Source organism: Gimesia chilikensis (assembly GCF_007744075.1).
Taxonomy (GTDB): domain Bacteria; phylum Planctomycetota; class Planctomycetia; order Planctomycetales; family Planctomycetaceae; genus Gimesia; species Gimesia chilikensis_A.
Genome location: NZ_CP036266.1, coordinates 7,248,736 through 7,263,653 on the forward strand (window position 1 = coordinate 7,248,736; position 14,918 = coordinate 7,263,653).

A 14,918-nucleotide genomic window follows, 5' to 3' on the forward strand; every position below is an offset into this window, starting at 1 on the left:
AAACTCCTTGGCGGATCCTAAACGAGAAGAACTACAAGTCAAAGCGAAACGAGCCATCCTGGTCTCGGTCATCTCTCCTTCGAGTCATATCAATAAAGAGCAGGCCCTGGATGAATTAAAGGGGCTGGTCGAAACGGCGGGTGTGAAGGTCGTAGGCACCCTGGTGCAGAGCCGCGAAAACCCCCATCCGGCAACCTGCCTCGGGAAAGGAAAACTGGCCGAGCTGAAATCAATGGTCAAACCCGTTGATGCCGAGTTGATCATCTTCGATAACAATCTGTCCCCTTCCCAGGGACGAAATATTGAAGAAGAGACCGGTACGATCATCGTGGACCGTAGCGAATTGATCCTCGATATTTTCGCGACCCACGCCAAAACCTATGAGGCGAAACTGCAAGTCGAGCTGGCGCAACTGCTCTATTTCCGTCCCCGTCTGAAACGCTTGTGGACCCACCTTGAGCGTATCGAAGGGGGTGTGGGTGCCGGCCGTGGTCCTGGTGAAAAGCAGCTGGAAACCGACCGCCGACTGCTGGATAAACGCGTCGCTGAATTGAAGCGTAAACTGTCCGAAGTTGAAAAGCGTCGCGAGCGCACTGTTTCCAATCGATTCCAGCAACTCACGGTCTCGCTGGTTGGATATACCAACGCGGGAAAAAGTACGCTGATGAATGCGCTCACCGGCGCGGACGTCTACATCGCGGACCAGCTGTTCGCCACGCTGGATACCCGTACGCGGCGCTGGGAGCTTCCGCACTGGGGAGAGATCCTGCTCAGCGATACGGTTGGATTCGTCCGCAACCTGCCTCACCATCTGGTGGCCTCATTCAAGTCAACACTCGAAGAGGCCCGGCAAGCGGACCTGCTGTTGCATGTGGTTGACAGCAGCAATCCGGAAGTCGAGCACCATATTAAGACCGTTAATGAAGTGCTTGAGGAGATCGGCATCGACTACTCGAACGCACTGCTGGTATTCAACAAAAGCGATAAGGTGGAAGACCGCTCCAAGCTCGATGTCCTCCGGCTGAAATACGAGAATGCAATCACCGTCAGCGCAGTATCAGGTGAAGGGCTGGATCGTCTCTCCCAGGCAGTCATTGATCGGCTGGCTTCCGGTTATGTCATCGTCGAAATCGAAACCCCCGTAGGAAACGGCAAACTGCTCTCTCAACTCGAAGAGCATTCGCTGATCCTCTCGCGGGAGTATTCCAGCGACGACACTCGCGTTACCTACCGAGCCCGGATTGCACGTCGCTTTCTCCCCGTGCTGAAGAGCAGCGAAGACACCGAAATCCGGATTCATGATGACGGGGACCAGGGATCCCCGAATCAGCTACAGCATGAAGAATCCATCCACGAGGTTTAGTTTCCTCAAGCGTATGCTGTTCAGGCAGGACGTCTCAGTCAATCTTCCCGCCGGCTGGCGACAGTCATTGCAATCGGTCTGGCGGGCAGGGTATCATCGGTAGAAGGGCGTGTCATCGACGGTCGGAAAGTTTTTCCTTCCGGTCTGCATGCTCTCTCCCTTGACCGTTCTGATTTGGACCTTCCCCTGCGACTGACTTCCTGAGAGAAACTGACGAAACTCATACGCGATGAAAAAACGATGGATCTATGGCGTCATCATTTTCCTGTGTCTCACTTCGATTGGCCTGGCCATCGACTGGTGGACCGCTCTGCCTGAAGGCGAACAGGCAACCTACGTCGGTCGTCAGACCTGTTTCGAATGCCATCAGCAACAGGCAGAAGAGTGGAAAGAATCTGACCACGATCTGGCGATGAACCCTGCAACTCCCAAGTTCGTTCTCGGCGATTTCGATAACACCGAGCTCGAACACTTTGGGATCACCTCCCGCATGTCCCGGGAGGGCGACAAATACTATGTCACCACCCAGGGACCCGATGGGGAGATGTCCCGCTTTGAGGTCAAGTACGTCATCGGCGTGCATCCCCTGCAACAGTATCTGGCAGAACTCGAACGCGGCAAGATCCAGGTCCTGCCGGTAACCTGGGACACAGAACTCAAACGGTGGTACTACGCCAGCCCGGATGAACCCTTTGGTCCGGAAGACCCCCTGCACTGGACCGGCTCCGCTCAGAACTGGAACCACATGTGCGCGGAATGTCATACCACGAACTGGGCCAAGAATTATGACATCGCCACCGACACTCATCATTACTCCTTCTCCGAGATGCGCGTCAGCTGCGAAGCCTGTCATGGCCCCGGATCAATCCACGTGAAACTGGCCAACTCGCATTCGCTGTTCTGGGATCGTCGCTATGGCTATGGCCTGGCGAAACTGAAAGGTGAAGACGCGACCGCGCAACTGGAGAGCTGTGCTCCCTGCCATTCTCATCGGCGGCATGTCTCACCCGGTCATACTCCCCTCGACCGCTTCCATGATCATTACGCTCTCTCCCTGCTGGAAGATCACCTCTACCATCCCGATGGTCAGATCGATGAGGAAGTCTACGTCTTCGGATCGTTCACCCAGAGCAAGATGTATCGCAAGGGAGTCCGTTGCACAGACTGCCATAACCCGCATTCATTGAAATTGAAATTCGAGGGAAACAAACTCTGCACCCAGTGCCACCTCGAGGCCAAGTATGACGTGCCCGGTCATCACCACCACAAGGTTGACAGTAAAGGAGCCGCCTGCGTGGAGTGCCACATGCCGACCAAGACCTACATGGGAGTCGACCCTCGCCGGGATCATAGCCTGAGAATTCCCCGCCCCGATCTTTCAGTCAAACTGGGAACCCCCAATGCCTGCAACCAATGTCATACGAAAGCGGACGAGACGCCGCAGTGGGCTGCGAAGAAGGTCGATGAATGGTACGGTCCCAAGCGTCGAGACGACCCGCACTATGGTGAGATCCTGGCTGCAGGTCAGGCAGGCAACCCGGACGCGGAACGCGCTCTGATCAAGTTGACCCGGGAAAAGGAAGTCGGTCCCATTGTTCGGGCAACCGCTGTCTCCCTGCTGGCCTCCCGTTACGACACCCCCGAAAGTCGCAAGGTTGTCGAGCGGTCTCTCAAATCAAATGAAGAGCTGGTCAGGATGGCGGCGCTGCGTGGATTCGAAGGCTGGAACCCGCGTTCGGAAGCCGAGGCCAGCCGGGTGGGTAAGCTGCTCGCGGAAGGACTGACGGACGACTCGCGTGGAGTCCGGACGGAAGTCGCCCGGATTCTGTCTTCGTTACCCATCATGCCGAACACGGATTCGAACCGGAAGGCACTCGAGCGGGCACTCAAAGATTACAAGAATAACCTGCTGACCGATGGTGACCAGTCGGGCTCTCACATGAGCCTGGGGATCCTGTATGCCAACGAGGGTGACCTGAAGAAAGCGGAAGCCGAGTTCCGACTGGCCATCAAACTGGCACCGGCTGTAGCGGGAGCCCGATCCAATCTGGCCCAGTTACTGGAACAACAGGGGCGCACTCAAGAGGCGCAGGAACTCAGATCTGAAGAGGTTGAGTTGCTGGCCCGCGATGCCCGTCTGCTTCCGGACAATGCCCTGCTCCAGTACCGGGTGGGCCTGCTCTACTACCTGCTGGGTCGAGAGGACGAAGCGGCTTCAGCCCTGGAGAAGGCCTGTGAACTGGAACCGCAGTCCGCCGACTTCCGGTTGATGCTGACTCTGCTTTACGAGAAACAGCAGAAGTGGGAACAGGCACTGGACTCGGTCAAACGCTTGATCCAACTGCAACCAGAGAACCCCACCTTCCGCCAGATCCAGATGAACCTCCAGCAAAAAGCAAACCCGCAAGGCAAGTGAATGCCTTACGGGTCTCTTGAGTTTCACGTGATTCTGGACTCAGCGATCAGGCCGACTTGCGGAGCACTCCAGTAATCCGCTCGAAGGTATCGTTCGAATCGAAGGGAATCACAATCTGACCGGACTGTTCGGTCTTGAGTTTGATCTCCACTTGGGCTCCCAGAATTTCCCGCAGTTGCTGCTGCAGGTCAATCAGGTGATTCGTCATCTGGGGAGCATCAGCGGGTTGCTTCGGTTTGGGATTCTCAAAGGGCACGGTGTCAGCTTCACCTTTGAGGATCTTCCGCACCTCAGCTTCAGTTTTTCGGACCGAGAGGGACTCGGACTGAATCTGCTCACAGAGGGCGACCTGTTTATCGTTATCCAGGCTCAACAGGGTCCGGGCATGACCGGCTGAGATCTTCTCTGCCTGGAGAGCCTGCTTGACGGGTTCCGCCAGATCGAGCAACCGGATCATGTTATTGACGGTCGAACGGTCCAGACTCAATCGCTGTGCGAGCTGCTCGATCGTACTGTCGAACTGGCTCAGATAGTTTTTGAAGGCCTGGGCCTTTTCGAGTACATTCAAATCTTTTCGCTTGAGGTTCTCCTCGATCGCGACTTCACAGACTTCGCGTTCTTCCAGATGGAGCACCCGGCAGGGAACCGTTTTCAGTCCCGCTTCACGGGCTGCCTTCAAACGGCGTTCCCCGGCGATCAGCTGATAGGCACCATCGAACGGACGGACCAGCAGCGGTTGCAGAATACCGTGTTGACGGATACTGCCTTCGAGTTCCTTGAGGGATTCCGCTGCGAAATCCTGACGAGGCTGATACGGATTCCGTTCGATCAGATCAATGTCGATCTGGTCGGAGGACTGAACTGGTGCCGGATTCTCTTGCGAGTCTGCACCTGCACCGTCCTGATAATTTTCTGAATCTGGTTCTCCCCCACGTCCCAGCAAGGCGTTCAAACCACGGCCTAACCGTCGACGAGGGACCCCAGGATTTTCTGATTGCTCAGCTGCCGGATCAACTGGATTCTGGTTTTGATCTTCCTGATTATGATCTTCCATGACCTTCTTCTCTTATACTTAAACTGCCTGACAAAAACGGGAGATTGAAACGAGGCGCGGGATTTTATTTCGAATGGCTATTTGAAGCAAGAGAGCTTTGCGGCAGAGTTGCCTTCCCTCGGGCAGGTGTTCCACGTGGAACACCTGTGTTACCACGCTTACCGGACACGGTAAAGACGGACCGATTCATTCACAGATTCATCTGGTAGCTGCGCCTGATTCAGTCGGACCAGCAGGCTGGGATCATACTCGTAGGACTGGACCAGATCGAGTCGATCTTGAGCCTGATCGAATTGCTTCACAAACTCGGGGTCGCGCTCCGCATGTGGTCCCGCGATCAAGTAGACCGGCATCTGGGGTGGAAGCGAATCCAGAAACTGGAAGTCAGCTACCGGACCGGTCAGCTGATGCCCCTCTGCTTTCAGGTTGAAGAACAACCCAGGCTCGGCATAGATGTAGAGAATCGCTTCATCCGAGTTGGCGTGTTCCTGCCGGAGGTCCGCCAGCAACTGACGGGAGATCGACGCAAGTCCGTTTCGAGGTTGCCAGGCATCGACCGACCAGGGTCGCGCGATCAGAATCACGAGGAGGGCGACACCCACAAAAGTGACTCCCCCCATGATACGCGCGGGCTGAGTCCTTAGCTTACCAGATCTCGATAAGAGTTCGCAGAGGGAGCAGCCTGCTCGTGACTCGAGCCAACCCACCAGCGCGGCGGTACCTAACCAGGCAGAAATCATCCAGGGAATCGTCAGACGGGGATAGGGATGGTAGAGCGGAGTGGCCAGTAGCAGACCACAGAACCAGGCCGCCAGTAACCAGGCTGCCAGCGGTCGGGACAGTCCTAATGAATCATCTCGGGAATCAGATTTCGATCGCTGTCCCGACATGCAGAACAGCTGCAGCAGAATTCCGATGACAGCCAGGATGGCGAGGACCGGGGTGATCCCTACCAGCCAGCCCCCCAGTACGGGGAGTCCTGCCAGGCAACCAACCAGCATCGTGTTCCACGTGGAACGCCCACCTTCCTCATTCTTGTTTTCATTTCCGGAGTGAGTTGAACTCCAGCAACCGACATGGAGTGCCAGCAGGCATCCCACCAGACAGACCAGCCCGAGGCTGATTGCTCCGAATGGTCCCTCGAGCAAACGCAGGTTGAGGAGTTGTCGCGTACAGGAATCGAACCAGCCCGAGAAGCCAACAACATACCGACTGTGATTGGCAGCGACGACAGAATAGCCTCCCCACTTCTGCAGCCCGATCAATACCGGCGACCAGACAACCACAGCCGTCAGAGTAAAGACGACAGCGCGTGTCAGGTAGCTGGTCAGCGGGAGACGGTCACGGTGGTAGATCCAGAGCCAGGGAACAATTCCAGAAAAGCCGATGGCCAGCGGGAGCCAGCCGTTGTACTTGATCGACCACCCCAGGCCAATGGCGACACCAGCCAGTACCGGCCACTTCCAATCGAGCGAGAGCCAACTCCGCCAGATGAGGTAGACGCTGAGCAGCAGAAAGAATCCGAGTGCAACATCTGTGAGCGCAGTTCTTGTATAGAGCAAATGCAGGTCACTGCCTCCCGCCAGGAGTGCTGCCACCAGTCCGGCGGAAGAACCAAACCAGGCACGAGCCACCCACCAGATCAAGAGCACAGTCATGACGCCCAATAGCAGTGAGGGGAGAAACACACCCCAGACACCGCTGCCCAGGAAGATCATGGACCACTCGATCAGAAACGGCAGCAGAGGCGGCGCGTAAAAATAGCGGCCTGGATACTCGGCCCCCTGCTCTGCGGAGAACCAGAGATTGGATGCATAGACGCCTTCATCAAAATGCTCGACAGCCACATCGGAGAAGAACATCACCCGTGCCAGACAGGAGACCAACAGAACGATCCCCAGCAGGATCAGCTCCAGTCGGGAGTATGTGGCGGAGGGCTCTGCTGTCGGTTTAGGAGAAGGCACATCGAACCTTTATGAAAACGGTGATCAGTGATATCAGTCCAAGTCACCAAATTCTACAGGAAGCAGGTCGCTTTGCCTATGAAACCGAGCAGCCCGTCAATTATCATAAACAGAGGCAGGAATCCGGTCAGACAGAGGTCTGACCAGATTTGCCGTATTGGTATTTTGCCCCACAGGCCTAGAATTCAAATAGCGAGCTGATGATAGTTCTGTCGTGACGACAGAACGGTCTGCATGCGATCCTCATACTTCAACAGAACATTTGAAAGAAAAGCGAGATTAAGCAGATGAGTACTCCATCCAGTCTGTACGATGAAGCAGTCAAAACTTACGAGAGTGGGGACGTGGAACAGGCAGTAGAGAAACTGAAGGAAGTGCTGGCCCAGGATGAAAATTATGTTCTGGCTCACTCAGCCTCCGCGGTCTATTACCAGAAGCTGGGAAAGTTTGATGAAGCCATCGAGCATGCCAAGAAGGTCACCGAACTGGAACCGGAAGACAACTTCTCCTACCTGCAGCTCTCCGTAATCTGTCAGCGATGTGGACGCATCGCGGAAGCAGAAGATGCTCTGGCCAAAGCCCACTCCATGGCACAGAAGAAATAATCGCGACGACTTCAGCACGACGAAAACAAAACAAGCTCTCATCGGTTGACCGGTGAGAGCTTGTTGCATTTGGGAATCAAACGTTTGGCTATTCCTGAATCACCCGGAACGGCGAGTCGGATTCGGTTGCTGACGCCGGTTCAATTGTCTCGGCAGACATCTGCTGGAAAGGGTTCTCCTCAGCAGGTTCTTCGGTCACCATCGCTGGCTGCTCTTCGAAGGAGATTCGTGCAGGCTCAGCTGGCGTGAGCTGTTTCCGTGAACGAGGCTCTTCGCGGCTGGCGGTCTGAATCTGAGAGCTGCTTTCCAAGCGAGCCACTCTCAGTGAAGAGGTTGCCTGGAAGGTACGACCATCCTGAGATTTCATTCTCACCAGCAATGTCAGATCCTCGCTGGCGGGGGCACTTTGCCAGGGGAGTTCGAAGCGGAAGCCCGAACCGGCAAAACCTGAGTACCAGTGAGAGCGAACTTCCTGGCTGTCGAATTTCCAGATCCCGACGCGACGCTGATTCTCGGGTTGATTCAGATCGACCAGTTCCAGTTCCAGGTCGGCGGGCAGTTTGACGGTTTCGCCATCCACATCGTGTGGTGTAATGACAGTGGTCCAGAGTTCGTCTCCCGGCTTGCTGTCGAGATCGACTCCCCCGGTCAGCAGGCTGTTGACTTTGACGCCCGTCACCCGAAACAGCGTCTTGGACTGCTCGGGCAGCAGGCCACCGTTAGACGATTTGGCCAGCTGCCTCTGCATGGATTCAGACTGCTCGCGGGCAGACTGCAGCGCCTGCTGCGAATCTTTGAGATCTCGCTGCAGAGCAAAAATGTTGTCTTCCTGATCGCGCAATCGCGCTTCAAGAAGATCCGTGTTGCCGCGACCTCCACACCCGAAGAGGGTGAGAATCAACATCAACGACATCCATGTCGTAAGGTATTGCTTCATTGGAAATCAATTAAAACAGAAGATCCCTCTTCTGTCTCCTCTTGTCAGAGTTAAAACTATTCTTTGGTTCCGGGCAGATCCAGGTGCTCGAGCACGTTATCGATCAGTCCGTAAGCTTTGGCTTCGGTGGAATCCATGAAGTTATCCCGGTCCGTATCCTGCTCGATTTTCTCGAGCGTCTGACCGGTATGATGCAGCAGAATCTCGTTCAGACGCCGCTTCATTTTCAGAACTTCTTTGGCATGAATTTCCAGATCGGTAGCCGTACCCTGCATCCCGGCGAGCGGCTGGTGAATCATGATGCGGCTGTTGGGCAGTGCGTTGCGTTTGCCCGGAGCACCGGCTGTCAGCAGCAGAGCGCCCATACTGGCGGCCTGCCCGATACAGTATGTGGCCACATCACAAGAGATGTATTGCATCGTATCGTAGATGGCCATCCCGGCAGTCACTGAGCCACCGGGAGAGTTGATGTAAAAGTGGATGTCTGCTTCAGGATCATCAAACTGCAGAAACAGCAGCTGAGCCACCAGGCTCTGAGCCACCTGATCATTGACCTGAGAACCCATCATAATGATACGATCCTGCAGGAGACGACTATAGATATCCATGGCCCGTTCATCGCGGCCATTTTTTTCGATCACATAAGGTGTTAGGACCGTCATGTAAAACTCACTTCAATTGATGGTAGATTGATGTTGGATCGTCATGGGGCAGCATGTCTGCCGACGTCTGTTTTATTTCTTGTCTTTGTCGCTGGTATCACGGACCAGAACTTCATCGACCAGACCATATTCGACCGAATCGGCTGAAGAAAGGAAGCGGTCACGAGAAGTGTCCTGCGCAATTTTTTCAATACTCTGACCGGTGTGGCCAGCCAGAATTTTATTCAATACCTCACGGGTATCGAGAATGTCTTTGGCCTGAATTTCAATGTCAGAAACCTGACCACCGACTTCCCCGAAAGGCTGGTGAATCATCATTTTGGCGTGCGGCAGAATATAGCGTTTGCCCTTCTGTCCCCCGGCAACCAGGATCGCTCCACCACTGGCAGCCAAGCCAACACAATAGGTGGCGACATCACATTCGATGAACTGCATCGTATCGTAAATGGCCATCGTAGATGTCACTGAACCACCGGGTGAGTTGACGTAAAGATGGATGTCCTGGTGGCGGTTTTCGGACTGCAGATAGAGCAGTTTCATCACGATCAGATTCGCACTGGCATCATTAATGACGCTGTCCAGAAAGATGATCCGGTTGTCCAGCAGAAGGTCGCCAATGCCCATCTGGCGCTGCTGGGAATAGCTTCTGGCACGTTGATTCGCCTGAGTCGGCATCTGCCCTGATAAGGGATCGAACATGATTGTATCCTGAGATGTAATAGTATGCTTTAGTGAATCGTGACGAGGTTAATTCTAGTTAACGCTCACATCTGTTTGAACCAACGACTATCGCTGCTGCTGGAAAAACCGTCAAGTTGCAGCCCGTTATTTTCTCTGGCTCGAAGCGGCTGAGACACTCCCCTGTCTGATCCCCAGGCAGGCGCACAGTCACTCCTATTTTAGTTTCTAAGTTTATATTGTTCCTTATCCGATTTCCCCTTGTTTCGTCAAGAGACGTTATGCGGAGATCCACTTGACGGGACAGTGCTTTTAACCAGGCACCGCTCTCATATGAAAAGCTTAGGGGCGCACCTCACCAGCAAAAAGTGTACAGGACAACAGATTGTATTCCACGACGTAAAAAAACACCAGAGACCATAGAATCTCTGGTGCAATGAGTATAAATCGAACGGCGAGCAGTCAGTCGACATTCAGAAAAATCGCCAGTCCCCCTGTTTTATCAGAATCCATATTGGGGGACCACATCCTGACCGTATCGTAAACCAGCGGGTGTCAGCAGGCGGGCATACACTCGGGGATCCATCTTCGGTGACAACGATCTTCCACTGCCGTCACACAAGACAACATTCACAGCACCACTGGGGTGGTTAGAGCTGGGGCGCCAGGCTTGCCCTTCCCCGGCGGAATAGTTCGCATTGATCCGCGAATCAGAGTGGTCGGTTTTCAAATTAAAATCAGCCGGCAACTTCAGAGAGGGACCAGTCAGAATTCCTTCCACGTCGACTCCAAACCCCAGGTCGCCGGTATAGATTGAGGACCACTTTCCCGCCTGCAGGTTTTCTGAGAGCATCAGAGTCTGCGTCAGTCCATCAGCTGCTGCGATATAATCGAGCGTCATGCCGGACTTCCAGGGCCGCCAGAATACTCCCGAGGCAAACTTGACGGGCAGGTCTGTGTCATTGTCGGGATCAGAATCAAATCCCCCATCTGGACTGTCCACAACGTGAGACGTATCTGCTGCGGAATTATATTGGGACGTCACATATCCGATGTTCACACAATAAGAGAGCCCGCCAGATTTCACTGTATCAGGATCATTCGGGCAGACAAAGATCGGAATTTGAGCCGCGTTGAATCGATCGAGATCTGCTTTCGCACGCAGCTGGGCCGCGGACGTCTCCCCCGCCGCGATATAGGCAGCCAGTTCCCAGCGTTGATAAAAGGAGACCTGATCCAGATATGGGAGGATCATCACATACAGCGACATATCGTCATTGCCAGTATTCTTGCCAGGTCCATTCATCTGGCTGGGACTGACCAGCGGGGGCAGATACGCATTCGCCTCGGAAGAATAGTTGATCACAGCCAGACCGACGTTCCTCAAATTATTGAGACAGGAAAGGCCTCTGTAATTATTCCTTGTCCTCTGAATCGCGGAGAGACTGAGTGATCCCAGCAGCGTGATCACGGCCAGTGTGATTAACAGTTCGACCCAGGTAAATCCCCACCGCAGGGAGCTCTCATTTTTCCGTTTCCCGCTCTGCATTTCACACTCTCGATTCCCGATATGATCAGCTCATATCAGATTGGATTTGGACACCTGGATCAGAAGGAAGAACCATCCACTTCTGCCTGGCCATAACGCAGCCCTGTCGGAGTCAGTAGCCTGGCATAGATAGCAGGGTCCATCTCAGGTGTGAGTGATTTACCACTGCCATCACAGAAGATCACATTTACTGCACCACTGGGATGATTGGAACTGGGTCGCCAGGCCTGCGATTTGGGAGCACCCAGATTTGCGCCGATACGCGAGTCGGTCCCAGTTGTGATGTTTTTCAGATCAAAAACGATCGGTAAAACGAGTGTCTCAGATCCCTTCGAATAGACGCCCTGCATATCGATGCCAAATCCCAGACTGCCTGTATCGGTCGACGACCAGTTGCCTGCCTGAAGATTTTCAGAGAGCATCAAAGTCTGGGTCAGTCCATCTCCTGCCGAGATGATATCAAGTGACATGTGAGTGGTATAAGGTCTCCATATCACTCCGGAGGCAAACTTCACCGGGATGTCTTCAATTGTTGTCACATCGCCATCCAGACCGCCATCGGCGCTGTCCGGACGGTGCATCCTGTCACCTACGGTATTATAATTTGCGGTCACATAACCCACATTGGCAACATAAGAGAGCGCCCCTGGCTCATCGTTCAAGGGGTCATTCGGGCAGACAAAAATGGGGAACACCTGCTTCTGCAAATCTGCCAGGATCTTTAACTGAGTATCGTCAGCATCAAATCGTGCTGCCTGAGCCGCCGCCTGATCCCATCGCAGTCTGAACATGACCGCATCCAGGTAAGGAAGCACTGTAATACACCAGTTGACATCATTATTACCTGCATTCGCGTGAGGCACCGTCACCAGGGACGGATCCGAATTTGTTTCCACAAGCAGGGGCAGATGTGAATTAGCGCCTGATGAATAATTCACCACTGCCAGTCCAATGTTTCGCAGACGATTTAAACATTGTACTTTTCTGGCAGCGCGTCTACTGGTGGGTACCATAGGCAGAACTAATGCGAACAGGAGGCAACTGACTACAATCACAACGACCAGATCTGTCAGCGAGAACCCCCGCCGCGAAGAATTAGCACTCATCCGCTTCATCTCAATTACCTCCTGAATCCAGGCTAAATCATTCCTGATCCATAAGGATCACGCTTCGGCCCGCTGCAAGTAGCCTGGATCAGAAGGAATCTTCGTCCAGCTCTGCCTGGCCGTTCGGTTGCCCAGCTGGTGTGATGAGTCGGGCATAGATTCCCGGATCAATATCAGGGCTCAGCGATCTTCCACTGCCATCACAGAAGATGACATTCACTACACCACCGGGGTGATTTGAACTGGGCCGCCAGGCCTGACTTTTTTTAGCGTCGGTCTGGGATCCAATGCGTGAGTCCGTCGAGGTTGTGGTATTCTCCAGAGTGAAATCCGTCGGCAGTGTGAGATGAGTAGTGCCGCTGGAATAGACGCCCTGCATGTCGATGCCAAAACCGAGGCTGCCGGTATCGGTGGATGACCAGTTGCCCGCCTGCAGATTTTCTGAGAGCATCAATGTCTGTCTCAGACCATCCCCTTTCTGGGAGATGAAGTCGAGTGACATGCGGGATGTATATGGACGCCAGAAAACTCCGGTGGCAAATTTCACCGGGATGTCTGCTGTTGTCTTGATGTCGCCATCCAGCCCGCCGTCGGCACTGTCGGGACGGTGCGCTCGGTCAGTCGCGGTATTATAATAAGAGGTTACATAACCCACATTCGCGACATAAGAGAGTGCCCCCTGCTCTGTGTTCGCCGCGTCGTCAGGGCAGGTGAAGACGGGGAAACGTGTCGCATTCAGATTCGTCAGTAACGAAATCGCTTCCGCACTCATCGTGGCACTGGAAGCCTGACTGGCGGCCGCATCCCAGCGCTGTCGAAAACCGACGTTATCCAGGAAAGGCAGAATCGTCGTGCACCAGGTGAGGTCATCATGCGTCGCCTGTGGATTGGGGGCATCCTCGGTAGAAACGGTCATATTCGGATCCACCAGCAGCGGCAGTTCCGAATTTGCTCCGGAGGAGAAGTTAACGACCGCCAAGCCCACGTTTCGCATCTTATTGAGGCAGGCTATTTTTCTGGAGGGAGCCCGGGCGCTTTCCAGCGCGGGTAGAGTCAGTGCCACCAGGATTACAATAATCACCATCACCACAATTAATTCGGTCAGCGAGAAACCATTTCGCTCCGGACGTTTTGTGTTTTGAATCTGCATGCGAGTGCCCCTTGAAAGAAATGACAAAGAGAGGTGTCTCGTGCGCCTCTAATGTCTATTTTGAAACAGACGAACAGAAAGCACACGCCCATACAGTATGCGGTCGAGATATGAAAAAAGCACCAGAGACCCGCTGATCTCTGGTGCCCGTTTGTTTGAACCGATTTGAGAAAATGACTCAAATGATGGTTGCAGGATCAGTCTTCAGATTAGAAGGATGATCCATCAACAACAGCCTGTCCATAACGCAGACCAGCAGGTGTCAGCAGACGAGCGTAAACGCCACCATCCATCTGGGGTGTCAGTGATTTTCCACTGCCGTCACAGAGGATCACGTTCACAGCACCACTGGGATGGTTTGAGCTGGGACGCCAGGCGGATCCCTTGGCTGCGGCCAGGTTAGAACCGATGCGGGAATCATTGCCTGTAACGCTATTCTGCAGATTGAATGTTGGGCTGGCGGTGCCTAAGTTCAGAGAACCTGTATTCATGCTCAATCCAGCCATATCAACGCCGAACCCAAGACTGCCTGTATACAAGTTACCATTATCCAATGGATCCACGAATGACCAATCACCTGCCTGCAGGTTTTCTGTGATCATCAGTGTTTGAGTCAGACCATCCGCAGCCGAAATGTAATCGAGTGACATCCGCGAGGTGCTGGGACGCCAGAAAACACCAGTTGCAAATTTGATGGGAAGAGTTGCTGTTGTCATCGCAGTCCCATCCAGGGCAAGGTCGCTGCCTGGGCCATGATCCAGATCGCCAGCGCTGTTATAGCTACCAGTGACATATCCGGTGTTCACAACGTAAGAGAGTGCTCCCACGTCAGTGTTGAACTGATCGTCGGGACATGTGAAGACAGGAAAACGGTTCCGGTTCATGTTAATAAAAGCATTGAAGTTCGGATGCGAGCTCCCCCCGCTCGTGGCATCTGCGATCTGACTGGCGTATTGATCCCATCTCTGACGGAAACCAACATTGTCGAGGAATGGCAGAATAGTGGTACACCAGGAAAGGTCATCCCAACGATGGTTGGTATTGGTCCCAGATGGATCGTACACTACGTTATTGTCAACGAGCAGCGGCAGCTGTGAGTTAGCGCCTGAGGAGAAGTTGACCACAGCCAGGCCGACGTTCCGCATGTTATTCAGGCAGGACACTTTCCGTGCAGCGGCACGGGCACTCTGGATCGCCGGCAGTGTCAGCGAGACCAGGATACCGATGATGGTGATGACCACCAGCAGTTCGATCAGCGTAAACCCTTTACGCTTTTGCAGTTTTTGTTTTACTCTAAGAGTATGCATTGTCATTCTCCTCACTAAGAATACGGTTCAAACTGATTATATATTACTTGTTTACAAGTAGCAAAAACAAACTCTAATTCGACGTGTTTTGACAGGAATCCGACGCTTCTCCGGCTTTAACCTGCCT

The 14,918-nt window shown here is 53.8% G+C and carries 12 protein-coding genes; 3 read left to right on the forward strand and 9 right to left on the reverse strand.

Annotated elements, in window-relative coordinates:
- Window positions 1–7 precede the first annotated feature (7 nt).
- Together hflX and HG66A1_RS27335 are read left to right on the forward strand one after the other, a co-directional pair.
- Window positions 8–1,363, forward strand: a complete 1,356-nt coding sequence (hflX, locus tag HG66A1_RS27330) for a GTPase HflX (RefSeq protein WP_145191778.1) — start codon at window positions 8–10, stop codon at window positions 1,361–1,363.
- A gap of 229 nt (window positions 1,364–1,592) precedes the next feature.
- Window positions 1,593–3,779: a tetratricopeptide repeat protein gene (locus HG66A1_RS27335; RefSeq protein WP_145191781.1), complete on the forward strand. Its 2,187-nt coding sequence runs from the start codon at window positions 1,593–1,595 to the stop codon at window positions 3,777–3,779.
- A gap of 46 nt (window positions 3,780–3,825) precedes the next feature.
- Here the strand turns inward: HG66A1_RS27335 and HG66A1_RS27340 are convergent, their stop codons facing one another.
- A complete protein-coding gene (locus tag HG66A1_RS27340; protein ID WP_145191784.1) occupies window positions 3,826–4,833 on the reverse strand; it encodes a ParB/RepB/Spo0J family partition protein in 1,008 nt (335 codons plus the stop codon).
- 158 nt (window positions 4,834–4,991) lie between these two features.
- Window positions 4,992–6,797 carry an ArnT family glycosyltransferase gene (locus HG66A1_RS27345; RefSeq protein ID WP_145191787.1) on the reverse strand — a complete coding sequence of 602 codons (1,806 nt, stop codon included), beginning with the start codon at window positions 6,795–6,797 and terminating at the stop codon, window positions 4,992–4,994.
- Between the two features lie 287 nt (window positions 6,798–7,084).
- Between HG66A1_RS27345 and HG66A1_RS27350 the strand changes: the two genes are divergently transcribed.
- Window positions 7,085–7,402 carry a tetratricopeptide repeat protein gene (locus tag HG66A1_RS27350; protein ID WP_145191790.1) on the forward strand — a complete coding sequence of 106 codons (318 nt, stop codon included), beginning with the start codon at window positions 7,085–7,087 and terminating at the stop codon, window positions 7,400–7,402.
- Window positions 7,403–7,490: 88 nt separating this feature from the next.
- On the opposite strand, the gene HG66A1_RS27355 is transcribed toward HG66A1_RS27350, so the two are convergent.
- The 7 genes from HG66A1_RS27355 to HG66A1_RS27385 all read right to left on the reverse strand — a co-directional run bounded on the left by HG66A1_RS27355 (window position 7,491) and on the right by HG66A1_RS27385 (window position 14,791).
- The gene (locus tag HG66A1_RS27355) at window positions 7,491–8,306 is read right to left on the reverse strand and encodes a hypothetical protein (RefSeq protein ID WP_145191793.1); all 816 of its coding nucleotides are present in this window, start codon (window positions 8,304–8,306) and stop codon (window positions 7,491–7,493) included.
- 89 nt (window positions 8,307–8,395) lie between these two features.
- Window positions 8,396–9,001 (reverse strand): ATP-dependent Clp endopeptidase proteolytic subunit ClpP, encoded by a 606-nt coding sequence (gene clpP / locus HG66A1_RS27360; protein WP_145191795.1) that lies wholly within the window; start codon window positions 8,999–9,001, stop codon window positions 8,396–8,398.
- A gap of 72 nt (window positions 9,002–9,073) precedes the next feature.
- Window positions 9,074–9,700 carry a ClpP family protease gene (locus HG66A1_RS27365; protein ID WP_145191798.1) on the reverse strand — a complete coding sequence of 209 codons (627 nt, stop codon included), beginning with the start codon at window positions 9,698–9,700 and terminating at the stop codon, window positions 9,074–9,076.
- 481 nt (window positions 9,701–10,181) lie between these two features.
- The gene (locus tag HG66A1_RS27370) at window positions 10,182–11,228 is read right to left on the reverse strand and encodes a DUF1559 domain-containing protein (protein WP_145191801.1); all 1,047 of its coding nucleotides are present in this window, start codon (window positions 11,226–11,228) and stop codon (window positions 10,182–10,184) included.
- Between the two features lie 59 nt (window positions 11,229–11,287).
- Window positions 11,288–12,343, reverse strand: a complete 1,056-nt coding sequence (locus tag HG66A1_RS27375) for a DUF1559 domain-containing protein (RefSeq protein WP_145191804.1) — start codon at window positions 12,341–12,343, stop codon at window positions 11,288–11,290.
- 79 nt (window positions 12,344–12,422) lie between these two features.
- Entirely contained in the window at window positions 12,423–13,484 is a 1,062-nt protein-coding gene (locus HG66A1_RS27380; protein ID WP_145191807.1) for a DUF1559 domain-containing protein, read from the reverse strand.
- 209 nt (window positions 13,485–13,693) lie between these two features.
- Entirely contained in the window at window positions 13,694–14,791 is a 1,098-nt protein-coding gene (locus HG66A1_RS27385; RefSeq protein ID WP_261344697.1) for a DUF1559 domain-containing protein, read from the reverse strand.
- Window positions 14,792–14,918 lie beyond the last annotated feature (127 nt).